This window comes from Streptococcus pacificus (genome assembly GCF_016481305.1).
In the GTDB taxonomy this organism is placed as follows: Bacteria; Bacillota; Bacilli; order Lactobacillales; family Streptococcaceae; genus Streptococcus; species Streptococcus pacificus.
Window position 1 is genome coordinate 22,197 of record NZ_JAENBO010000007.1, and the last position, 23,901, is coordinate 46,097.

Consider the following 23,901-nt stretch of genomic DNA (forward strand, 5'->3'; position numbering starts at 1 on the left):
TTTTTCTCCTTTATTACCAAATAATGATACGGTCTTTTTTGTCACGCCACATATTATCCGTTTCTTTTACATCAAAAGTTGTAAAGAAATCATCAAAATTGGCTACCTGAATATTGGTCCTCAAATGGCCTGGTGCATGAACGTCAACGCTAGCAAGCATTTGCATGTATTCTTCACGTGCTTTCATACGCCAGATTCTCGCAAAATTGACAAAGTAATCTTCTGCTGAAAAGTCTGCTTCTTTTTTGGCTGCTTCTAAAGCACAAGCTAAACCACCCAAGTCCGCTACATTTTCAGAAACAGTTAATTTACCATTAACCTTAGCTCCATGAGATTCTTGACCATCAAACTGAGCAACTACCTTGTCTGTTCTTTCCTTAAAGGCTGCATAGTCCTCTTTTGTCCACCAATCATTCAAACTACCATTTTCATCAAAAGAAGCACCATTAGTATCAAAAGCATGGGAGATTTCATGAGCAATCACTGCACCGATACCACCATAGTTAGCAGACGAGCTTTGTTCTAACGAATAAAATGGTTCCTGAAGAATGGCTGCTGGAAAGACAATTTGATTTTGTTGTGGGTCATAATAAGCGTTCACCATGTGAGCAGGCATGTGCCATTCCTTACGATTAACCGGTTTATTCCACTTGCTCCAAGAATAAGCAATTGAAATTTCAGCTAGTTTTTGCGCATTTTCTATCAAACTAAGCTGATCATCAATGATTTTTTGAGCATAAGTTTCAGGTAATTCTTCTGGATAGCCGATATGCGGTGTAATCACATTAAGTTTAGTGATGGCTTTTTGGCGTGTTTCCTCTTGTAGCCAGTCATTTTTTTCTAAACGATCCTTATAAACTTGAATCATAGTTGCCACTTTTTTCTCAACATCAGCCTTAGCCTCAGGGGAGAATTTTTCACCGGCATACCACAAGCCAAGTGCTTGGTTATATGGCCCTTGAGCAAGATAATAGGCTGCTTTTTTCTTGTCCATCGCTTGAGGTGTTCCTGAAATCGCACGTTGGTACTCGCCTGATAAGACACGAATCTCATCTGTTAGGTAAGAGGTCCAGTTAAGTGCTGCACCAGAAAGCAATACCGCCTTTAAAGCAGGCCAGTTCTTTTCTGAGTAAAATTCATTAGCAAATTCTGTCCAGAAACGTTCCTCGGGAACAATAATCTTATCTGGTACTTGGCCTAAAATTTCTTTGAAAAAGTCATCCAAAGGGAGTTCTGGTACTAACTTGGTAAAGTCAGACCATTCATAAGGGTGATATAACTTGGCATATTCAGATGATTCTTCACTTGATAAGACGTACTTAGCTAGCTTGGCATCAAGAGCAATCATCTTATCTAACATATCTTTTATTTCTGCTTCTGAAAAACCAAATAAAGGCAACAATTTTTCCTTGTTTTTACGCCATATTGCCAGTAATTCTTTTCCTCTTTCATTATCCTCATCATAGAAGGTGGTATCCGGTAAAATGGTTCCAGGAGCATAAGCCCAAAGTACATTAATTCTTGCATCCATAAAATCTGGTGAAGTACCAAATGGCATTAAGTTGGGTTTACCTTGCATCTCAAGACTTGCAAGCTTTTGAGTAAACTCTTCAAAACTTGTCATTTCCTGATATTCTTTGATAAGAGGCATAGCAGGAGCAACCCCTAGTTTTTCTCTTGTCTCAAAATCAGAGATTAGGTGATGGAATTTGACAAAGTTTTTTAAAATAGCATCGTTAGGGATGTCTTTGCCCTCTAACCAACCATCAGTTGTTTTAAGCATGAGCTTTTCAATATCATCTGCCAAGTCATAAAAACCACCTGTTCCTGGCTTATCATCTGGTATCACGGCAGTCTCAATCCACTCTCCGTTGACACCATTGTAAAAATCATCTTGTAATCGAACCATATATCGACCTCAATTTCTATTAATATTATTTTCTATTTTATCAAAAAAGGGCATAAAACGCATACTAAATACTTATTATTTCAATAAAATACAGCCTATGGTATACTGATTAAAAGTGAAAGGATAATTATCTTGGCAAAAAATATCGAAATGAAGGCACGCATCGCTGATTATCAAAAAACAAAACAATTATTTTATCAATTAACAAAAGTTGAACCGGTTATTCTAAATCAACGTGACACCTTTTACCATTGCTTTTTTGGTCGCCTCAAATTTCGTCAAATTAATGATAAAGAAAATGAGTTGATTTTTTATCAGCGCCCAGACCACTCAACTGCAAAACTCTCCAACTACAAAGTATGGCAGATTGCGCAACCAAAATTACTGGACTGGTTTTTAGGAATGGTTTTGGGACGAGTTGGGGTTGTTGAAAAGACGCGCCTGCTATTTCTAAAAGATAATGTCCGCTTTCATTTAGACCATGTTAAGAACCTTGGTGATTTTGTTGAATTAGAATACATGGTTTTGGATGATGAGCCACTAGCACAAGCGCAAGAAAAGGTAGATGTTATTCTTAAAAAACTAGCTATCCCGGATGAAGATTATGTTTCCATTGCCTATATTGATTTGTTAAAACAGAATAAATAAAAAAGCGTCTGGAACAAAAGTGTCCAGACGTTTCACTTTCTAGTTGCCTATATTAATAATAGCTAGAAACCACAATAAACTAATCACGCTATTTTTGTCTGACACCACTATTTTAAGGTTAATCCTACTGATAGAAAAGGATTATAGCTTATCATACTTTTTAATAATTAACAGTTAAATCAACTATTTAACTGTTAATTCTATCACATAATGTAAGCGCTTTTAATGTTAAAATACAAGTGAATTCAGCTTAATTTTAACTTAAAGGAGGATATTTCATGGTGAAAAAACGACGTTTACCTAAAAGCATTGTAGGCCTATCGGCATCATTCTTATTAGCCTTAATGGCAGAAGGGATTATTACCCCTGTTCAAGCAAATGATGAGCAACCATCTGTTGCTACAACTACGCAGATAGAAAAACCATCTGAACCAACTGATAATCATATTAATGTTGAACAAGCTGCTGAATTCACCCCTAACGCAGAAAGCACTGAACAAGAGGCACCTTTAAAAACTGCCGTTGATACCAGTGCCCCACAAATAGAAACTGCCCTTCAAAACGAGCCTGTTTCAGAAGTCGCTATTGTTGAAGAAGCGCCTATAGCTGAACAAGAGGCAGTGGCACCTATCACATTAGAAGAACAAACGGTTTATCTTTCAGAAGCAAATGACGTCACTATTACTCTTAAAACACCTGAAACAGAGATAAATTGGCAAATAAATGGTCTGCCTGATAAAACTTATGTTATTGAAGATGGCACCTTTACGGGAGAACAATTACTCAATGTCTCTGATGTTCAAACTGCTAACGATCAGTATCAAGCCAATCTCACAATCAAACCACTTTTAGGAGAGGATTTGGGGCTCCGTTGGCCAAATAATATCAGAAGAAGTTTCCGTGATTATATGGGAACCTATGTTTTAGAAGGTCGTAATGCCGCTGGTGAACTCATCGCTCAAAAACCACTCGTTTTTCGACCATATCAAAGCTATCAAACCTATGAAGAAATGGTGGCCTTCGTAGATAATACCATGGCTGATCATGCTAATGATCGTTACGTTGGTTTAGAAATTATTGGTAAGAGTGCTCAAGGACGAGATTTGAGAATGGGTATTGTTGCTGATAAAGAAACCGACATCTCAGATTACCTTGATCATTTTACACCTCAAATGTTGCAGGACCCAGCTAGTCTTATCAAACAAATTGCTGATGGGAAACTTGATTATAAGGTTCCTATTATCATCAACAACACTCATGCTGATGAGCAACCTGGTATTGATATCATTGCCTTTCTCTTTAATGATTTTGCTACCAAAGACACCGTTAGTTACCAAACACTAGATGCCAATCAAAATAAGGTATCTGTCTTATTGAACGTTAAGGATTTGCTTAAACACGCTATTTTAATCTTTAACTTCACCGAAAATCCTGATGGTGATCTATTAAATACTCGTTCCTTAGCTAACGGTATTGACCCTAATAGAGATGCCGGATATCAAGCCAATCCAGAAACACGCGCCATTGCTGCTCAAATTTCAAAATGGAACCCTGCATCATTATATGATATTCACGGCTTTGTTAAAGAATTTTTAATCGAACCTGCGACACCGCCACATGATCTTAACTTTGAGTATGATTTATTAGAAAAAACCATGCTTGAACAAGCAAAAACAATGGGTACTGCTGGTATTTCTAGCTCCAAATACACTAGCTTTATCATCCCAAGACTTGATTATGGTGCTGGTTGGGATGATGCCTTCTCAGGCTATACTGCCGTTTACTCTATGCACCATGGGGTGTTAGGCCATACCGTTGAGATTCCTGAGATGAACCAAGAATCCTTCTATGCAGGCTATGCAGCCGTTTTAGCTGGTATCAACTACAATATCCAAAATAAAGATGAGATTACAACGAACCGCCTTAACTATTACCTCAGAGGCATCAATAAGATTGAAGATAAAAAAGCTGAAAATCAATTTATTGATCCTAATGGCAATGTTGTTGGCCGCCCTAAGGGAGACAATCCTAAGTTCTTCCCAGACTATTATGTTATTCCAATGGGACTTTCAAAAGAAAGTGATAGTCAACAAGCTTTTGAGATGATTGCTTATTTAAAACGCAATGGTGTTATCGTTAATGAATTAACCAAAGATGTTGGCAACTATCAAAAAGGTGACCTCGTTATTGACATGGCGCAAGCAAAACGTGGCTATGCTAATCACGTTCTCTACAAAGGAAATGATGAATCTGCTTGGCCAGAAATGTACGCAGAAGTAGTCATGAATTTCCCTGCTATGAGAGGATTTAAAGCAGAAGCTGTCTTTAGTGAAAACCTCTTTAAAGATGTACTAGGGCAACCAACGCATCAAATGGCTCCTAGATCTGTTGTTGATCCAAAAGCAAGCTACTATATGATTCATAACAATTCTCTCAGTAGCATTCAAGCAGTTAATACTCTCTTAAAACAAGGAGGAAAAGTTTTCTTAACGACTGATGGTTATGTTGTAAAAACGCCTGATTTTAGTCGTTTATTAACTGATTTTGCCTTGTTGGGAACACCTCTTTATAACAAAGAACCAATGGGTATCCCACTTAAACCAATGAAAATCTATGCTCCAGGTAATCCAAATAGAAGTCTTGGTTATCCTTCTGTTTCTGAAGCAACCTTATCGCTCACTCAAATGGGATTTGAAATTGTTGATAGCCTTGATGAGGCAGATGTTCTTGTTTTGGATAGCAATCAATTTGATAAGGACCTGCTTGGTAAAAAACCAACCCTTATTATTGGTGGCTCTGCCATGAGAAAACTTGAAAGACTTGGTGTCTTAGATGGTTTTGATGCTGAAACACTGGATAACGGTAACTCCTATGAAGGTCTCCTAAGAGCTCTTGTTGATAAAACCAATCCACTCTCTAGTGGTTATCGTGCCAACGATCTTGTCTACTCTAACTCAGGTAGCTGGATTAAATCACTACCTCCAACCTTCAAACAATTGCTATCAGTGTCACCTGATAATGATTTTTACATTTCAGGTTGGTGGCCAGGTCACGATGCTGTTAAGGGACAAATCATGGCAATTGATGGTACTTACATGGATCAGCCACTATTTGTCTATGCCGGCAATCCAATGAATAAACTTCACACCCTCTACTTCTATCGCTGGGTAAGTAACGCTATCTTGCGTGGTGAACTCACAGACTTTAAAGTATTGGCAGAAACGCCTGATAATGATGTGACGGTTATTGAACATCACCATACTCAAATGGCGATCAGTAATCAACCTATGGCAAGTCAACCAACAGCGGCTACTCTACCAAATACAGGTGATGAAACGACCGTTGTTTGGGGATTAATCGGTCTAGCAGCAACAGCTAGCTCTGGTCTTTTAGCCTTCAAATGGAAAAAAGAATACGAATAATCTCCCGACATAACAACAGTCATCTCTTAGTTATTAAGCTTCTCAAAGCTTTTCAATAAAATAGTTGATAAGGTAATTATTCATCACAATGATTACCTTATCTTTTATCCTATTTTTGTGGATAAAGGGACAACAACAAGATATCATGTAGAATTTTTGAAATCATGTTAAAATAATAGTAATTATAGATTTGGCCATTAAAATAACTACCGTTTATTTTGGAAATAATACCAACTCTAATTGAGATAAAAGCTAACAAGGAAATTGAAATAATGAACAAAAATGAGAAAAAAGGGATTGCGCTACTAGCTCTATCACTAGTGACAATAACCATAGTACTAGTTATTATTATCATATTAAATATACTCAATATATGGGTTCGTAAATTCATTACTATAGCACGCATTCTCACACTAATAGCATTAATGGTAGCTATTAGTGCTTTAGCACTTAATCGCAACAGAAAGAAAACGCTGTCTATATTAAGTTTATTGTTTTCTATTTTGACACTTGCGATTGTTTTAGGTACTCAATGGTTTCACAAAAAGTCGTTTCATGATTTAATTAATGAAAAAAACGAACAACTTGAGACCATTGAAAAAAACACTGAAGAAAATTTCAAATGGACAAAAGAAGATTACGATAATCTTACTGTCGTAGAAAGCCAATCTGACGTGGTTGCTTCAAACTATGATGATATTGTAAAGCAATTTGGAGAACCAACGTCTAAACACGAATTGTCTTCTGGAGATGTCACTTACTTAGAAGTTATTTATGATAATATGAACTCCAAATACATTGAACTAAAATTTACTAAACAAGAGGATGGCAATTGGTTGCTGACTTCTAAAAAAGCATTTGGTTTTGAATAAACTAGTTAATTCTTTTAATTTCTTTACTTACAATCAAAGAAAAACACCTCAACCATTAGATGTTATGTCTAACGGTTGAGGTGTTATTTATTCACTAGAGAGTTTTAAATAGTAAACGAATTAGCTTATTATTATTAAGCGCGTTCTGTATTTAAGTCAATAATCAGATGGTCACAAGTATCACAAGCAAAAGTAACTGTCTTTGGTCTTCCCAGTAATTTTGTGTTAGTTTTTAATTTGATACCATCTGTTACCCATATACCACCCAAAGCTTTTTTATCAGCTGGACTCCATTTCAAGGCATAACGATCACCATAAATGAAGCCTTGGGTCATTTCTTTGTGACATTTTGGACATTCCATATATAACTCCTCCTTTTTATAATTTAAGAATATCATAAAAAGGCAGCGCTAACAATACATTTGTCTTGATATTTAAAGATTTTTATTATTTTTATCCGTTATAAGGTCTTTTTTCAATAAAAAGACTTTTTTCATACTTTTCAACAAAAAATAAAACAGTTGATAAATCTACATTTGTAGTCTATAATAAATTAACAAAGTTTTTCTAGACAAAAGGAGGTATTTAGGTTGGATAACAAAAAGCATACAGAACATGATGATATGCGCCACGAGCATATAAATCATAAGCATGAAGATATGATACATGAACATGCTGAACATGACCGTATGCACCACGAACATATGAATCATGAACACATGGGGAACGACCATATGCACGATGGACACATGGAACACGGGCATGAGCATATGGGGCATGGACATGACCATTCTCATCACATCTTACAATTCAAACAAAAATTCTGGGTAACTCTGGTACTAGCCATTCCCATCATCTTTTTAGCCTCTTTTATGGGTTATGATCTTCCTTTCCAGTTTCATTTTGCGGGCTCTGATTGGATCGTTGCACTACTTTCTACTATTATTTATTTTTATGGTGGTCAGCTTTTTTAACTGGTGGTAAGGATGAAATAAAAGCAAAAGCCCCAGGCATGATGTTACTCATTGCCATGGGAATTAGCGTGGCCTATCTCTACTCCATGTATGCTTTTTTCATGAACACTTTTGGTCAACAAGAACATCTCATGGACTTCTTCTGGGAATTAGCCAGCCTTGTTGTCATCATGCTTCTAGGGCATTGGATTGAAATGTCTGCCATCTCAAATGCCAGCTCATCTCTTCAAAAATTAGCTGCCTTATTGCCTGATGAGGTGATCAGACTAACTAATGGTAAAGAAGAAACGATTGCTATAACAGATGTCCAACAAAATGATGTCCTCCTTGTCAAATCAGGTGCGAAAATCCCTGCAGATGGTCTCATTATTTCAGGAGAAAGCCTTATTGACGAATCGGCTATTAGTGGTGAATCAAAAGGTGTGGTTAAAAAAGAAAACGATCACGTCATTGGGGGAGCCATTAATGGAGATGGTCTTCTCACCATTAAAGTGACTTCAGCTGGGGACGATAGCTTTTTAGCTCAAGTCATGCAACTTGTACAACAAGCACAAAATGATAAATCACGCTTAGAAATCCTTTCTGACCGTGTTGCCAAGTGGCTCTTTTACATTGCAACCAGTGTCGGTCTAATCACTTTTATCATTTGGTCACTCTTAACCGACGTCCCTACCGCCCTTCAATACACAGTTACAGTTCTTATTATTGCCTGTCCGCACGCACTAGGACTTGCTATTCCATTAGTAGTTTCTCGTTCAACAACTCTAGCAGCTCAAAATGGTTTACTACTCAAAAAAAGAATGGCTTTAGAAACAGCTAGCCACTTAGATGCTATCTTTCTTGATAAAACAGGAACACTCACTAAAGGTGCTTTTGAAGTTGTTGCCGTTGAAGCACTCGCTGATATGACGTTAGCAGACATTCTTGCCTATACTGGTGCCTTAGAAAAAAACTCTAACCATCCGATTGCTAAAAGCATTATGACCTATCTCCAAAAAGAGAACATTACGAGCTACTCTACGGATCACACCGACAATTTATCTGGCAAAGGGATTTTCGGAAAGGTTCAAGGAAAAACCGTTAAAATCGTTAATCAAAAAGAGTTAGAAAACTTACAATATGTGGTACCAAATGATCGTTTAAGCAAGTATCAAGAACAAGGTTACACGCTTAGTTTTATTATCATTGATGACAAATTGGTTGGACTGATTGCCCTTGGAGATACCATTAAACCTGAAGCACTTCCTTTCATTCAATCCTTAAAACAAAGACAGATCACTCCCATCATGTTAACGGGAGATAACCAAGAATCAGCTACAAAAGTGGCTCAGTATCTTGGCATTACCAATTACTTTTCAGAATTACTGCCAACAGAAAAGGAACAACAGATTGCAAGCTACGTTGCCAGTGGTAAAAAAGCCGCTATGGTTGGTGATGGGATTAACGATGCGCCTAGTTTAGCAAGAGCAAGTGTTGGTATTGCCATCGGTGCTGGCACAGACATCGCTATTGACTCAGCAGACGTTGTCCTCACCAATAGTAACCCTGAAGATATCCTGCATTTTGTTGATTTAGCCAAACAAACACATCGTAAAATGATTCAAAATCTCTGGTGGGGAGCCGGCTATAATCTCATCACTATCCCACTAGCTGCTGGTATTTTAGCACCATTTGGCTTCACGCTAAATCCTGCCGTAGGAGCAATTTTAATGTCTTTTTCAACAGTCATTGTTGCTATCAATGCCATGACGCTAAAAATCAAAGAAAACTAAAAAAAGACTGACGTTTTAATCAACGTCAGCTTTTTATTTTTTAAAATAAGTTTTGTCATCATTTTTTATTCATCATTAAAATTCTAACTGTTTAAATTTCTTTAGGCTTAAACTATTACAAAGGGCCGCATAAATCAAGGTAATCACTATAGGACCCACCACTCCTATCCACATATCAGGAACCGTTTCTATAAATTGCTTATACCCGCTTGGAAAAAGAGTCGCCATTGGGCCTCCAACCATCGGCATAATCATCATTATCAAGGTGAAAACAATGGCTGTTGTCATAGTAGCTCCCGTTCCAAAACGAAGAGACACTAGAGAGGCAATCGAAATAGAGACGATTCCTTTTAAGAAGATTGTAAACATGCTAAGTAGCGCAAACAAGGTATAGTACAAGGTGTCTGACGTGAAACGAGCTGTTCCAAAATCCAGATGAGCAACTCGAGTGTAGTGTACAAATAGTGATGTCAAAAAGAATAGGGCAAAATATAAGATTAAAATGATAATAAGACTAAAATATTTGGCCATATAAATCATTTTGCGATTAAGATCCTTATAGAGAAACATCGTATGATCATCAGTCTCTCTTCTAAAAACTGAAATGGTTAAGAAATATAGGGCTAATGTCGGTAAAATCAGCATATCCATCGAATTCAACATCATGTCCGCAAAATCAAGATAACCAACTTTTATACCATCTGCATTCGCGATTTGCATGAAATTAGATTGTCCAAAAAATGAGGTAACTAAATAAATCAGAGGATATAAGCTAAAGGCCAAAAATAGTTTCGTTTCCTTACGTTTCCACACTGACTCAAATACAGCTGAAAAAATTTGCTTCATAATCTATCCTTTCATAAATACTTCTTTCAGGTGATTTTCTTTCACTTCAATAGAGTCAATCAGATTATTAGTTGCCAAAACACTAAAAATGGCGTTGAGGGAGGCACTATCATTAGCTGATGAAATCTCTAGTTGATTTTTTTCTAATGTAATGGTAGCACTTAAGTAATTTAACAACAGCTCTTTGTTACTATTTGGCACTAAGTGAACCACCACACTTGGTTGTGTTTTTCCTTCAAATGATTCAGCCAGTTCCCCTCGTTCTATATAAACGTATCGATTACATAAAGCTTCTAATTCTCCCAATTGATGACTAGAGATTAACATCGAAATCTGACGTTCACTAGACCATTGTTTTAAAATATCAATGAGTTTTTGAACACCAATAGGATCTAGACCGACAAATGGTTCGTCTAAGATGAGAAAATCAGGCTCAGCAACCAAGGCAATGGCTAAAGCTGTTCGTTGCTTCATACCAAATGAGAAGCCTTTAGGCTTTCTATTTCTTGCTTCCCAAAGCTCAACTAGTTTTAAAGTTTTTTCGATATTAGAATATAAGTCTTTTTTTCCATGTAATTTCAAGTAAAATTTCAAATTATCAATGACAGACATTTCCGGATAAAAGACAGTATCAATCATAATCCCAAAATCCTCTAGAACATTATCTTGACTGTTGATGTCAATTCCCTTGTAAGTAATTGTCCCTGAGGTTGGTTTTTGCGATTTAGCCATCATTTTCATCAACGTTGACTTTCCTGCACCATTTTTACCAATTAGACCAACAATTTCTCCTTTTCCTATTTCAAGAGAAACATCTGAGAGGGAATAAAAATCATTCCCAGCGAATTTTTTTGAAAGATTTTCGATTTTAAGCATGTTGCCAGCCTTTCTTAGAATTTTTGTGAGAGCAATGGATAAGCTAGTGTTTTAACTACTAACAGTAAGCTCATGTTAATTTCTTCTTATTAAATGATTGACAGATAGAGATTAAAAACAATGACTCAAGGGTCACTTAACTAAGAACAGTATTCAATTCTCTAGTTAAGGAAAAGTTCTAAAATTCTATCTTTTTAAATTTATTTTTGCCTTTAATGTAAAAAAAGATAAAGTAGCTAACAGAAATTATCACAGATAAAATCACTGCCAGAGAAAAATGCGTTGCCAAAAGTTTGACATAACCGTTAGGAAAGAGATATCTAATCCCAATTAACATGGGTGCCACTGATGACGCTAGTGAAAAGAAGACACCTGTTAATACTGATTGAACGGTCTTTGAAGAAATCGAAACCATGACAACTAAAGCAATTGTAATAACATTTAAGCCCAAGGTTGTTAACAACGAAAACAGCGTTGATACCACTTCTGACGAGTTTTCTGAAATAAGATGAGTGGCCACCATTCCTTTAGGAGCCATAAGGCCATAGTAGGCAACTAGACTTGTTAAAACGGTGCCGATAAAAAACAGACCATAAATAGCGATTAGGCTGATAAACTTGGCATTAAAAATTTTTGTTCGGTTAATATCTTTGTATAAAAACATTATTCCTGAATCAATCTCGTCTCTAAAGACGGATGATATGACCAACGAAAATAATAAGACAGGTAAGACAAAGCGAAACTGAGTGCTCACTGCTGAGTCTAGAAAGGCTAAAAAATTACTTGTTAATTTTGGGTTCAACCCATCCATAAATTCTGCCATAATGGGAACCAATATTGGTAAAAAGATAAATGCTAAGAATATTTTCACATCTCTTCGATTGAAGATTGATTTAAAAACTGGTTTAAAAAAGTCCATATGTCACCTCTACTATTGCTATCATTAAGATAGTTATTGTTACTTATCCCTTTCCTTTCTCGCTTTTACAAGAATAAGTATACAACAAACAAAAAAAGAAACTGGTTGATTCTAATGAATAGCCTGTTTTTTGTAATGAACAGTTGATTATCAGCTTCTTATGACCTTCTAATAACGAACTATACAAAAAAAGACCAAAGCAAATTTGATCCTCTTTATCGATTAATTATGGTTAGTTAAACCACTGATAACATTAATCTTGGTTCATTATTAATTCTTGAGTGAAGGTATGGTTTGAACTCGTGGTATTTAAGCTAATATCTGGGTATTTAGACAAAATATTTTTAACATTTGACAATCCAATCCCCCTATCAGAACCTTTGGTGGAAATGCCATACTGAAAAATTTCCTTAGTGTTTACCTTTTCCTCAGATGTGCTATTTTCAATCACTAAAATCTTCTGATTGGCTGCTGCAAAATAAGCAAAACGAAGCATTGTTTTGTCAGACATCCGACTTGCTTCAATGGCATTATCCAAAAAGATCGAAAGAATGGTTAGAAAGTCAACTAATTCCATCTTAGGGACATCGATCGGGTCAGGTACCTCAACAAAAATATTTATCTCTTGGCTTTGTGCCTCAATCAACTTTGCTGATACCAAACTCTTCATAGCAGTGTTATTTAAGTTGGAAAGATGAGCAATATCATACTTACTTTGATTAAACTTTTTATCTGATTCTGCTAACACTGATTTGTAAATCATTTCTATTGACTCTATATTCTTACTTTTAATCGCTTCATTAAAGCTAACTAAAATATTGGTGTAGTCGTGCCTAAAACTTCTAATTTCCTTATACAAGGCTTCAATATGTTGACTATAAGACGTTAAATCCTTTATCTGGTTGTCTTTTCTCTCAGCTAATTCTCTTTCTCTATTTTTCTTGGCAAGATAGTTTATTTGAAAGACAATTCCAATAATAAAAATAAAATAAAAATTTAACAAATGTCTTCTAAGGTATACCAAATCAATAGAGGTGGAAAATTGATTACCTTCCATCAAAAAAATTAAATTTGCGATTGTATATGTAGATAAGGCATATGCGATCAAAGAACTATTAAAAACCTTAAAGAGTTTTTGCAAGTCCTTTTGATAGTCTAGGCGATCATTAATCTCCTTAAAATCAATTCTAAATAGCTTTAGAAAGCCAAAGCAGAGAGCTACTGCTAAAATATTATCAATCCACTCAGACCAATAAAAATCATACCATTGGTCCGGTGATAGTTGAAACAAAAAGCGATTGTAGAGATTTGAAAAATTACCAAATATTTCAAAAAAAACATAGGGAAATAAACTATAGAAAAGATACTTAATCCAATTCCAATGATATTTTCGTCTTACAAAAAAGAGAGCGATCGGTAAGAAAAGAATCTCTCCCCAAAAAACAAGGTCATAGTTAAGAGCATAAATTCCCAAAAAAATAAAAGGGAGTGATAAAAAATAAGGATTTAATCTTTGATTAGTAACATAGGATAAAATCAATAGTCTAAAAATCCAACTAATGAAAAATATACCTTCAAATTCTAACGTCATCTCTTTTCAACCCTTTCAATCAATCCTTTCAGTTTTAACCGCGATACAAGACAAGAGTCATCATTTTCAAAAAAAACCAGATGATTTTGGCGATCAATCTTCACCACATTTTCTGGATTGACAACATAGGCTCTATGACTTTGATAGAGTCGCTTATCAGCTTTAGCGATATCAGAGACCTTACCATAAAACTCCATGTGTCCTTTTTTAGTCGTTAAAACAACTTTGTGAATAGTAGAGGATGTCTCAAAATATAAAATATCTGAAAAAGGCACTTGAATCTGAGAGTGGGCTGACTTAAACCGAAAAGAGTCTGCAGCAACTGTTTGATTGACATTTTTTGCAGCATGCAATAATACTGAGGATATCGCCTCTTGAAAATCATCATCACTTAAGCCCTTATCAATAAAATCTAAGGCTGACACTCTGTATTTATAAGTAACCGGCATAAACTCTGAGTGAGTTGTTACAAAAACAATCGAAGCACTAGGGTCTTTGGCTCTAATTTCTCTAGCAATCTCCATTCCTTTTTTCTCTTCTCCTTTAATCTCAATGTCTAAAAAGAAAAATTGATGGTTTCCTGTTTCTGTGATGGCTTCTAAAAGCTGTTGCGGTTTCCCAAATATTTCTAGGTGCCTATACTTCAAACCATTAACAGACATACTTCTTTTAATCGCTGTTTCTAAACGTGTTTGCTGAAAAAAATCATCTTCTAAAACAAAAATATTTAGCATTATTCTACCACCTCTTATTTATTATCACTTTTTCCACTCTCTCAAAATACCCTTCATGTTTCTTCTTGAACAGTCTATCGGACTAATGAAAGGATTATCAAATATTATTTGACGATTGAGACTATCGATCGCCTTTATCCGTCTTAAATTGACAAGATATTTTCTATGACAACGCTTAAGCGATAAAGCTGTCATGGCTTCAATAGCTTTTAGTTGCCCATACGATTGATAAGTCTCTTTATCGGTGACAAATTCTAAAACCCTAGGACGATTTTCTATCGTCCCAATGTATAAAATATCAGTTATATTAATTTTAACATTTATTTTATCTTTTTTAACAAAAATATAGTCCATCATGTCCTCCCTTATGATTTTTTAAATCATAACAAAGGAAAGTACGATAGCCCATTAGAATGTCATAAATGGTTATTAAGTGATAACGAACGGTAATCAGACACCATTCATTATAGAAAATCGTCTATTCACTACATCAAAGCAAGACTAACAAAGAAACATGATAAAATGAAGCAACACCAACTAAGACAGAAAGGAAAACGATGATTTATCTCATTAAACCTGCGTGGTATAGAAGTCAGTTAATAACAATTATCCAAGATTACCTAAAAGAAAAACATCCCAATAAAAAACTCATCATAAAAAGAAAGTATACTTATCAATCACCAAATGAGATTAATACCTTCATTGTTATCAATGATTCAAAATTAAGACCATGGGATGGTCTTGAGATCTCTAAAAAGATAAGGTTGTATGAACCAAAAGCCTTATTAATTCTTGCTTCAACAGAAATTGATTATGTCAAAATTTTTAGGAGTCATATCGGTTTTTTTGGGATTATTGATCTCAAAAACATTTCCAAAAAGGACATCCAAAATGATATCGAAGATAGTATCAAACGGTTAACTAATCAATCCAACATTTAAGCGGCAATCTTTCATTTAAGAAGATAGCCGCTTTTTTTATTTTTTAAAATAAGCCTTGTAATCTGAGATAATGATTGGTGAGAGTAATAAAATGGCAATCAAGTTTGGCATTGCCATAAGGGCATTAGCGATATCTGCGATAATCCAGATTAATTCTAACTCTAAAAAGCCACCTAGTAAAATCATTGCCACAAAAACAAGACGGTAAGGTTTGATAAATTTAGCACCAAACAAGAAATTGATACAGCGCTCACCATAATAACTCCAACCAAGAATAGTCGTAAAGGCAAATAATATCAAACTAACAGTTAAAATCGTTGAACCAAGAGGCCCAAAATTATCAGAAAAAAGTGACTGTGTTAAAACGGCACCATTTAAATCACCCTGCCAAGAATTGGTTACCAAAATGGCAAAACCTGTCAAGTGACAAATAATCAAGGTGTCAATAAAAGTACCAGTCATGGAAATAAGCCCCTGTTCAACCGGTTGATTGGATTTAGCAGCTGCTGCTGCAATCGGCGCTGATCCTAATCCCGACTCGTTTGAAAAAATCCCTCGCGCAATTCCTGATTGCATGGCAACCACCATACTAGCACCCAAAAAACCACCCGTTGCTGCATGTCCTGTAAAGGCAGACTGCCAAATCAACTGAACAGTTGGTAAAATACGATCAGTATGCATACCGATGATAATAATGGTTGTGATAATGTAAAAACCTGCCATTAAAGGCACAACCTTTGAAGAGACGTTAGAGATGGATTTGATCCCACCAAAGATAATAACAGCTGTTAAAATCGCAAGAAGAGAAGAGGTCCAATAAGGAGCTAATTCAAAATTGTTTTGAACAGCTTCTGTGATGGCATTCACTTGGGTAAAACTCCCCAGCCCGAAAAGGGCTGCCAAAATACCACTAAAAGCAAAGAATTGTGCTAGAGGTTTCCATTTAGGACCAATCCCCTTAACAATATAATACATGGGCCCGCCAGAAAACTCGCCATTAGCCTCTTTTTTACGGTATTTGATAGCAAGAAAACCTTCAGCATATTTCGTTGCCATTCCCAAAAAACCAGCCAACAACATCCAAAATAAAGCACCAGGGCCCCCCATTTTAATGGCTGTCGCAACACCGACAATATTACCTGTTCCAACCGTTGCTGCTAGAGCCGTACTTAGGGCAGCAAAGCTTGAGATATCACCACTAGCATCACTTTCTTGAGGTTTAGCAATCAAAGAAAAGGCAGTTTTTAAACGAAACAATTGAAGCCACTTCAAACGATAACTAAGGTAAACTCCCGTACCTAATAATAAGACTAAAAGGGGGATTCCCCACACAAAACTATCTAATTCTTTCAAAAACGTTAACATCTCTTCTCCTTCTATCTGAAAAATAATAAACAACAACACAAAAAGGCAGCTAACCAATAGATGCCTTTTTTTCTGAAGTGACTAAACAAAAAGATAATACAAAAACACCAGAAAAAACCATTTTTTTATGTTTTTTTGTTTATACTTATGTTTGTTCTGTCCTTTTGCCTGAGAGATTGAGCGTTAGCCTTGCCCCTTCGGCGCTTGTTTTTAGATGAAATCATCTCAACAAGTCTCTCCAGAAGTCCATCAGTTAGTCAGTCCCGCTTGCAACAAGCACCTGAGAGTTTAGCTCCTTCGGCGACAATCGTGTGAGATTGTCTTCTCCTGAACAACGTCTATTGGATATAATGTTTTTTCATCATAACGAAAAAAACTGTAAATGTCAAGACGCTTTAGAAATTGTGTTTTTTACAATTGCACTTTTAACTAAAACCCATCAGACAAATGAGATAACTAAAGAACCAAGCTCTTTCCCAGGTTGTCTTCCCAAAAAAACTGTACTATAATAAGCCTATGACCTGAAAGGAGGGCTTTTATGATTAAAACCATTGAGATTGTCAGTCTATCTAGAGGCATTTTAGGGGAAGCTTTTATCAAGCATGAACTTGATTTAGGCATAGAACGGTTGAAACAACTGGGCATTACCGTTACCTTTTCCAAACATGCTTTAAAAGGGATTGATTTTCTGGACAAGCATCCTGAAAAAAGAGCAGAGGATCTTTTGGCTGCCTTTAAAAATGAAACGATTGATATGATCTTGTGTGCCATTGGTGGTGATGATACCTATCGGTTGCTCCCTTATCTCTTTGACAAGGATGAGTTAAAACAGGTCGTTAATCAAAAACCTTTTCTTGGCTTTTCTGATACCACCATTAATCACTTGATGCTGCATCAACTTGGCATCAAAACCTTTTATGGTCAGGCTTTCCTACCCGATATCGCTGAACTAGACAAGAAAATGTTGCCCTATTCGCAAAAATACTTGAAAGAATTGCTTGCAACAAAGACAATTTCTGAGATTAGACCAAGTGACGTTTGGTACGAAGAACGCACAGATTTTAGTGCCAAGGCCTTGGGGACCAAGCGTCAAAGTCATCCAAATCAGGGCTGGGAGTTACTACAAGGCGAGAGTGTTTTTTCTGGGAAAATCCTTGGCGGTTGCCTAGAATCTCTCTATGGTTTATTTGATGGGACAAGACACAACGATTCGCCAATCTTGGCTAAAAAATACCAGCTCTTCCCAGATCTTGCTGACTGGCAAGGACGACTTCTCCTGCTTGAAACCAGCGAAGAAAAGCCAAGTCCAAAACTCTATCAAAAAATGCTTGAAACCCTCAAAGAAACAGGTGTCTTTTCTGTTATAAACGGCCTTCTCGTTGGTAAACCAATGGATGAGACTTACTATGAAGCGTATAAAAAAATCTTGGTTGATGTGGTGGACAATCCTTCTCTGCCAATTCTTTATAACCTTAATGTGGGGCATGCCACACCACGCGCCATTGTTCCTTTTGGAGTAGTTGCAAACATTGATGCTAAAAAGCAAGTGATTCAGTTTGAAAACGAGCATTAATACTTAAACCTATTTTTTAAAAAATCTTATATTGTTTTAAATAAAAAGAGGTATACTGTTGGAGATAATAAACCAAACAAACGGAGATAATAGAAAATGACAGATAATATAAAGAACTACTGGGAAAAATTTTGTACAGAAAAAAACATTCCCAAAGACACTGCCTATGAGGCATGGGCTTTTGGTAACTCGAAAGAAATGGCTGATGAATTGGCTGATTTAGTCAATAAACAAATTAAAACAGCGACAACCTCTGCCTATGAACTCTATGAAAACGAGGATCCGCTACCACAAGTTGGAGAATATAATATTATTTTAAATGGCTCAAACGAGCCAGTTTGTGTGACACAAACAAAGTTAGTTTATATTGTCCCTTATTATTTGGTCTCTCCAGAACATGCTTGGCATGAAGGAGAAGGTGACAGAAGCTATGACTACTGGAAAAAAGTTCATGACCGCTTTTTTGAACAAGAATATCAAAAGTTGGGGAAAACATTTTATGAACAAGCACCAGTGGTCTGTGAAGTCTTTGAAAAAGTGTCAGAATGACAACAGCGATGATAAATTTCATTATATTTTAAATAAAATTTGAAAAAACTCTTTTTTATTGAACAAAATTTAAAATATGATATAATATAATTGCAAAGGAGGATAGCCTATGAGTGATGATTGGTTGTTTCATTTAGATGACGATGACATTGCTTTTATCAAGCAGTTTATATTATCATCGGGTTCATTAAAAAGCATGGCAAACCATTATGATAGCTCTTATCATTTGATTAGAAATCATCTTAATCAGTTAATCGAAAAAGTAAAACTGACAGAAAAAAAAGAAGATCCTTATATTACCTTTATCAAATCCTTAGCACTTCAGGACAAATATGATTATGCCACAACAAAAAAATTAATTGACAGGTATAAAGAAAGGGTGGATGCAAATGACTAAAGACTTTTTAATCATCTATTTTATTTTGGGAATAGTGTTAGCAGGTGTTGAAATTTATCTAGTGAAAAACAGAAAAATCAATAGATGGTTTTTACCTATCGTCGTCTGGATTGTTTCTATTATTGTCGCCATACCATTTTCAGCCACTTTCGGTGCATTTTCATCACTCATGCAATTAATCATGCTAGGTGGCTTTTACATTGAAGACTGGCTTACTGGGCGAAAAAACAATAACAACGACAAGATGAGAATAAGAAATCTGTAGTAGTTGATATCAAAGTGGCTTTTAAATAAGATCCATCTTTGAGAAAATGATATTTCAATAGACGTTGACTAACAGACAACCCTCAACTATAATGTGTTGGGGGTCTTTATTGTCTAAAAAGTAGAGAGTATCTTCATTTTTTATCAAAAAAATTGTGTTTTGGAGTAATCTTACTAAACACTATCAAAACAAAGGGTTTCAATCATTTTTCGATCATTAATTTCGATAAAATAACGAAAAAAAATATTTTTTTATCAAAAAACGATAAAAAAGTGTTGCAATTCAAAAAAATTGTGCCATACTATATTTATCGAAAAACAATAAATATATTTCGACAAGAGATAAGAAGAGCTCACCTTATGTCTAATTTAAAAAAATTATTGAAATAGAGGAATAAAAAATGAAAACAACTCAATTCACTGCCCTTGTTAAAGGATTCATCACATTAGCTGCTACTTTTGCCATTATCGTTCTCAGCACTATAAGCATTGCATCACTTGTGCTATTGTTTGGTCAAATTGATCTCTCAAACATTTTACCAGCAGGCATTGAAACAACCTTTTCAGCCCACAATGCTTGGGGCGGTGCAAATGCCTACGTTCTTACCCTTGTGACTGGAAACACACTCATGACCTATGGCCTAATCAAACTCAAACAATTTGCGACTACTTTCAATCCAAATGAACTCATCTCAAATAAAACAGCATTATTCTTGAAAAAAGGAGCTCTTTTGATGGCTGTTGTTGGCCTTATTCAAGGTATTACTGAATTTGCTGCTAATCCTAATCACATCATCGTCAATCTTGGTATTGCTGCTTGGTTATTGATAGCTAGCAAGGTGATTACTGCCATCAAAAACCACACTAAACAGCAAGCCTAATCAACACATTAAACACTAGAAAAGAGGACACTATAGTGACTAAAGAAAACGCCTACTTAAGATATATCCTTGGTTTTATCAATGTCTTACTCGTCATACTAACCATCTCACTTGTTTTTGCTACCATCTTTTTTGCCCTTGGCATTACAGATCTTAAGCTCTTTAACAATACAGACATGAGTTTTACGATGTCCTTAAAAGAAGTTAGTCCGTTAGCCAACATCTTAAATCTAGCAAACGGCTATATTGTTGTCCTCGTACTTTATTGTGTTCGACAATTTTTCAAAAATATTCTCGCTGATAAGATATTTGTCGCTCATAATGTTCTCTTGGCAAAACGCGTTGCACTCCTTTTAGTGATTGCATCCTTCTTTGGCAATGGTATCTTCCAATTTCAAGATTACTCCTTTTTCAATCCCACTTATATTATCACTGCTCTTGTTGTTTGGACCCTCTCTAAAGTGTTAGAAAAAGCAAATGATATCGCAGCTGAAAATGAATTTACCATTTAGAAAGGGGTAAACGATGATTGTTGTTAATCTAGATGTTGAACTCGCTAAAAAGAAAATGCGCTCAGGAGATTTGGCAGAACGCATTGGTATTACTCCTGCCAATCTCTCGATTCTAAAAACAGGTAAAGCAAAAGCCATCCGTTTTTCAACCTTAGAAGCCATCTGTAAAGAATTAGACTGTCAACCTGGCGACATTTTAGAATACGTGCCAGACTAACTATTAGAAATGATTAATTAAAGAGGTTGGATGCATTTTCCAACCTCTTAATTGCTTATGAATAAGCTGGTCAAAACTGGCAAAATTAAATAGATGACGCTAAAAATAGCATTTTAGCAAAATCAATTTTTGTCTCATTTCTTTTGAGCTAGACCGTATCAATTGTAATAACTGCTCTTTCACGTTATAATGGATTTACTAAAGAAAGTGGAGGGCCCTTATGTTAAAACAACTATTAAAAGCCACACAAGTCACTAAAAGCTCTGGCTTATTTTTAGGTGGTGTTCTTTTTGGAACAGTTGGCTTAAAAGTATTGTCTAGTAAAAACGCAAAAGCAAAATATGCTAAAGTGATTGCTAAATCTTATCAGGTCAAAGACGAATTAGATTCAAGTCTTTCAGTTGTCAAACAACACACAGACGATGTGTTAGCTGATGCTAGAGAAATCTACGAAGCTGAAAAACAAAAAGAATTAGCGTTGAGTGCTGAAGAAATTGAACTTGATCAGCAAGACGAGACAGAAAACTGATAGTAGCCTATGACATTTCAAATACTACATCAAAATAAGAGTCGAATAAGGGTGAAATGCCCTTTTCTTTGTAGTTACGCAGTAAGAGAGTATCTCAAAGAATTGGCACGTCAAAATGATGCCATCAAGATGATTCATTTTTATCAAGATGAACGAACGGTAGCTATTACAGTAAATGATGGCTATGTTCTTTCGTCTGCTCTTGATTTTTTAAGAACCATTGATAAAAAACAACTAAAAGACCTCTTGAAAAAGCCCTATCAAAAAGAAGAGACGCCTTATCATATCGTCTCAAAACAAGTCTTGCAATTTGCAGCAAGACGGCTACTCTTACCGCTACCACTACAATATGGCTATACGATTTACCAAGCCACGCGCTATATTAAAGAAGCCTTGGCAGCCCTAGCACAAAAAGAATTGACAATGGAAGTCCTAGACGGGGCTGCTATTTCAACATCAATTCTCATGGGGCAATATAAAACGGCTGGCTCAATCATGTTTATCATGGGATTGGGGGATCAATTAAACGATTGGTCCAACAAAAAATCAATTGAAGACTTAGAAAATAGTTTAAATAATCGCCAACAATCCGTCTGGGTACTAGATGACAACCAACAAAAAGTCGAACGACCTAGTCATCTCATTAAAGAAAATGATATCGTCATCATTTCTGCCGGTAATGAGCTATTGTTTGATGGTGTTGTGACATCAGGCAGTGGAATGGTCAACGAAAGCTCTCTAAATGGTGAGTTTTTCCCCGTTTTTAAAACAATCGAGGATACTGTCTTTTCAAATACCATATTGGAGTCTGGTGAGATTCAGGTAAAGGTTACAAACGCCACGCTCAACTATCGCCTTCATGAACTGATGCGCCTTATGAGACAATCAGAAGCTAAAAAAGGAAGTGAACAACGAAAATTTATCAAGTTGGCTGATCGTCTGGTCAAGTACAACTTTTTAGGAGTCTTTGTCACTTATTTCTTGACAAAATCCTTCCAAAAAGCCTTGTCTTTCCTATTAGTTGACTTCTCTTGTGCCTTAAAGCTCTCAATTCCAGTTTCTTACCTATCAGCCATCAAAGAGGCTGTCGATCATGATATTATCATTAAGAGCATGGACGTAGTGGAAAACTACAATGACATTGACTTATTTGTTTTCGACAAAACAGGAACACTAACAGTTTCTGATCCAAAGGTCTTTAAAGTCATTCCTTTCCATCATTATTCTACCGAAAATGTTATCAGAATTGGCGCGTGTTTAGAAGAGCACATTCACCATCCGCTAGCAACAGCGGTTGTTCAAAAAGCTGAAGAACAAGAGATTATCCACGAAGAAATGCACGGGCAATTAAAACATATTGCCTCACGTGGTATCTTATCAACCATTGATGACAAAAAAGTGGCCATTGGGAGCTATCAGTTGATGAGTGAACAAGGCATTGACATCACAAAAGAACAAGAAGAGATTATTGCTTCCTATCAAAAACAATATAACCTCCTCTATCTTGGTTATGACGGCCAATTAATCGGGATTTTCTTAATTGATACCCCACTTAGAGAAGGAGCCAAAAAGGTCATTTCTTACTTGCAAGAACAAGGCAAGGAAGTCGCTCTCCTTACAGGAGATACCTTGGAAAGAACTCAAAATCTGATTGGTGACATTGCTTTTCAATACATCAAAACCAACGTTACTCCAGAAGACAAGTACGATTTTATCAAAAATCAAATGGCTTTTGGGAAAAAAGTGATGATGATTGGCGATGGGCTAAATGACTCTGCTGCCATCTCTCTAGCAACAATTGGTGCCGTGATGCATGATGCAGCTGACATTAGTAAGCAAACCAGTGATTTGGTACTTGCCAGCAATAAGCTAGACAGTCTTTTTATGCTTGAAAAAATCACCAAGACCTTAGAAAAAAGAGTGTCAAAAAACGTCAAACAAACCATTGGTATCAATAGTAGCTTGATTGTCCTTGGCATCTTCAATGTCATCTCACCAAGCGTATTATCTATCCTTCACAACTTAACCACTACAACCATTATCCTAAAAAGTATGACTGGTTTTAAAAACGAAGGCTAATGATCAATTATTCTATAGAGGAACCCTCTTT

22 protein-coding genes, 1 pseudogene and 1 riboswitch are annotated in these 23,901 nt (G+C 35.9%); of the genes and pseudogenes, 14 read left to right on the forward strand and 9 right to left on the reverse strand.

What is annotated here, in order from left to right; all coding sequences use genetic code 11:
• Window positions 1–13: 13 nt before the first annotated feature.
• The gene (locus JHK62_RS07200; RefSeq protein WP_199576095.1) at window positions 14–1,909 is read right to left on the reverse strand and encodes a M13 family metallopeptidase; all 1,896 of its coding nucleotides are present in this window, start codon (window positions 1,907–1,909) and stop codon (window positions 14–16) included.
• A 132-nt stretch (window positions 1,910–2,041) separates the two neighbouring features.
• On the opposite strand from JHK62_RS07200, the gene JHK62_RS07205 reads away from it, so the two are divergent.
• The 3 genes from JHK62_RS07205 (at window position 2,042) to JHK62_RS07215 (ending at window position 6,851) form a co-directional block, all read left to right on the forward strand.
• Window positions 2,042–2,557 carry a class IV adenylate cyclase gene (locus tag JHK62_RS07205; protein ID WP_199576096.1) on the forward strand — a complete coding sequence of 172 codons (516 nt, stop codon included), beginning with the start codon at window positions 2,042–2,044 and terminating at the stop codon, window positions 2,555–2,557.
• A 278-nt stretch (window positions 2,558–2,835) separates the two neighbouring features.
• The gene (locus JHK62_RS07210; protein WP_199576097.1) at window positions 2,836–5,979 is read left to right on the forward strand and encodes an LPXTG cell wall anchor domain-containing protein; all 3,144 of its coding nucleotides are present in this window, start codon (window positions 2,836–2,838) and stop codon (window positions 5,977–5,979) included.
• A 272-nt stretch (window positions 5,980–6,251) separates the two neighbouring features.
• Complete coding sequence (locus JHK62_RS07215) at window positions 6,252–6,851, forward strand: hypothetical protein (RefSeq protein ID WP_199576098.1); 600 nt, start codon at window positions 6,252–6,254, stop codon at window positions 6,849–6,851.
• 134 nt (window positions 6,852–6,985) lie between these two features.
• Here JHK62_RS07215 and JHK62_RS07220 read toward each other — a convergent pair whose 3' ends face one another.
• Window positions 6,986–7,213 (reverse strand): PF20097 family protein, encoded by a 228-nt coding sequence (locus JHK62_RS07220; RefSeq protein WP_199576099.1) that lies wholly within the window; start codon window positions 7,211–7,213, stop codon window positions 6,986–6,988.
• Window positions 7,214–7,474: 261 nt separating this feature from the next.
• On the opposite strand from JHK62_RS07220, the pseudogene JHK62_RS07225 reads away from it, so the two are divergent.
• Window positions 7,475–9,597 (forward strand): annotated as a pseudogene (locus tag JHK62_RS07225) (heavy metal translocating P-type ATPase).
• Between the two features lie 75 nt (window positions 9,598–9,672).
• On the opposite strand, the gene JHK62_RS07230 reads toward JHK62_RS07225, so the two are convergent.
• From JHK62_RS07230 to JHK62_RS07255, 6 genes are all read right to left on the reverse strand, one after another.
• Window positions 9,673–10,443, reverse strand: a complete 771-nt coding sequence (locus JHK62_RS07230; RefSeq protein WP_199576100.1) for a hypothetical protein — start codon at window positions 10,441–10,443, stop codon at window positions 9,673–9,675.
• Between the two features lie 3 nt (window positions 10,444–10,446).
• A complete protein-coding gene (locus JHK62_RS07235) occupies window positions 10,447–11,319 on the reverse strand; it encodes an ABC transporter ATP-binding protein (protein WP_199576101.1) in 873 nt (290 codons plus the stop codon).
• Window positions 11,320–11,497: 178 nt separating this feature from the next.
• Entirely contained in the window at window positions 11,498–12,238 is a 741-nt protein-coding gene (locus JHK62_RS07240; RefSeq protein ID WP_199576102.1) for an amino acid transporter, read from the reverse strand.
• 253 nt (window positions 12,239–12,491) lie between these two features.
• A complete protein-coding gene (locus tag JHK62_RS07245; protein ID WP_199576103.1) occupies window positions 12,492–13,829 on the reverse strand; it encodes a GHKL domain-containing protein in 1,338 nt (445 codons plus the stop codon).
• On the reverse strand, window positions 13,826–14,563 hold the full coding sequence (locus JHK62_RS07250; RefSeq protein WP_199576104.1) for a response regulator transcription factor: 738 nt from the start codon (window positions 14,561–14,563) through the stop codon (window positions 13,826–13,828). The genes JHK62_RS07245 and JHK62_RS07250 overlap by 4 nt, the downstream gene beginning before the upstream one ends.
• Before the next feature lie 24 nt (window positions 14,564–14,587).
• Window positions 14,588–14,917, reverse strand: coding sequence for a LytTR family DNA-binding domain-containing protein (locus JHK62_RS07255; RefSeq protein ID WP_199576105.1), 330 nt, complete (start codon window positions 14,915–14,917; stop codon window positions 14,588–14,590).
• A 203-nt stretch (window positions 14,918–15,120) separates the two neighbouring features.
• Between JHK62_RS07255 and JHK62_RS07260 the strand changes: the two genes are divergently transcribed.
• Window positions 15,121–15,504 (forward strand): hypothetical protein, encoded by a 384-nt coding sequence (locus JHK62_RS07260; protein ID WP_199576106.1) that lies wholly within the window; start codon window positions 15,121–15,123, stop codon window positions 15,502–15,504.
• Window positions 15,505–15,540: 36 nt separating this feature from the next.
• Here JHK62_RS07260 and JHK62_RS07265 read toward each other — a convergent pair whose 3' ends face one another.
• Complete coding sequence (locus JHK62_RS07265) at window positions 15,541–16,869, reverse strand: alanine/glycine:cation symporter family protein (protein ID WP_199576107.1); 1,329 nt, start codon at window positions 16,867–16,869, stop codon at window positions 15,541–15,543.
• A gap of 146 nt (window positions 16,870–17,015) precedes the next feature.
• A riboswitch (glycine riboswitch) is annotated at window positions 17,016–17,121 on the reverse strand.
• A 286-nt stretch (window positions 17,122–17,407) separates the two neighbouring features.
• Here JHK62_RS07265 and JHK62_RS07270 point away from each other — a divergent pair.
• The 9 genes from JHK62_RS07270 (at window position 17,408) to JHK62_RS07310 (ending at window position 23,870) form a co-directional block, all read left to right on the forward strand.
• Window positions 17,408–18,442, forward strand: coding sequence for a S66 family peptidase (locus JHK62_RS07270; RefSeq protein WP_199576108.1), 1,035 nt, complete (start codon window positions 17,408–17,410; stop codon window positions 18,440–18,442).
• A gap of 96 nt (window positions 18,443–18,538) precedes the next feature.
• Window positions 18,539–18,991 carry an ASCH domain-containing protein gene (locus tag JHK62_RS07275; protein ID WP_199576109.1) on the forward strand — a complete coding sequence of 151 codons (453 nt, stop codon included), beginning with the start codon at window positions 18,539–18,541 and terminating at the stop codon, window positions 18,989–18,991.
• A 109-nt stretch (window positions 18,992–19,100) separates the two neighbouring features.
• On the forward strand, window positions 19,101–19,388 hold the full coding sequence (locus tag JHK62_RS07280) for a DUF2089 family protein (RefSeq protein WP_199576110.1): 288 nt from the start codon (window positions 19,101–19,103) through the stop codon (window positions 19,386–19,388).
• On the forward strand, window positions 19,381–19,653 hold the full coding sequence (locus JHK62_RS07285; RefSeq protein ID WP_199576111.1) for a hypothetical protein: 273 nt from the start codon (window positions 19,381–19,383) through the stop codon (window positions 19,651–19,653). Before JHK62_RS07280 ends, JHK62_RS07285 begins: the two co-directional genes overlap by 8 nt.
• A 400-nt stretch (window positions 19,654–20,053) precedes the next feature.
• Window positions 20,054–20,533 carry a hypothetical protein gene (locus JHK62_RS07290; protein ID WP_199576112.1) on the forward strand — a complete coding sequence of 160 codons (480 nt, stop codon included), beginning with the start codon at window positions 20,054–20,056 and terminating at the stop codon, window positions 20,531–20,533.
• 35 nt (window positions 20,534–20,568) lie between these two features.
• Window positions 20,569–21,045, forward strand: a complete 477-nt coding sequence (locus JHK62_RS07295) for a DUF2975 domain-containing protein (RefSeq protein ID WP_199576113.1) — start codon at window positions 20,569–20,571, stop codon at window positions 21,043–21,045.
• A 13-nt stretch (window positions 21,046–21,058) separates the two neighbouring features.
• The gene (locus tag JHK62_RS07300) at window positions 21,059–21,262 is read left to right on the forward strand and encodes a helix-turn-helix domain-containing protein (protein ID WP_199576114.1); all 204 of its coding nucleotides are present in this window, start codon (window positions 21,059–21,061) and stop codon (window positions 21,260–21,262) included.
• A gap of 220 nt (window positions 21,263–21,482) precedes the next feature.
• Window positions 21,483–21,791 (forward strand): DUF6110 family protein, encoded by a 309-nt coding sequence (locus tag JHK62_RS07305; RefSeq protein ID WP_199576115.1) that lies wholly within the window; start codon window positions 21,483–21,485, stop codon window positions 21,789–21,791.
• Between the two features lie 102 nt (window positions 21,792–21,893).
• Window positions 21,894–23,870: a heavy metal translocating P-type ATPase gene (locus JHK62_RS07310; protein WP_246447935.1), complete on the forward strand. Its 1,977-nt coding sequence runs from the start codon at window positions 21,894–21,896 to the stop codon at window positions 23,868–23,870.
• Window positions 23,871–23,901 lie beyond the last annotated feature (31 nt).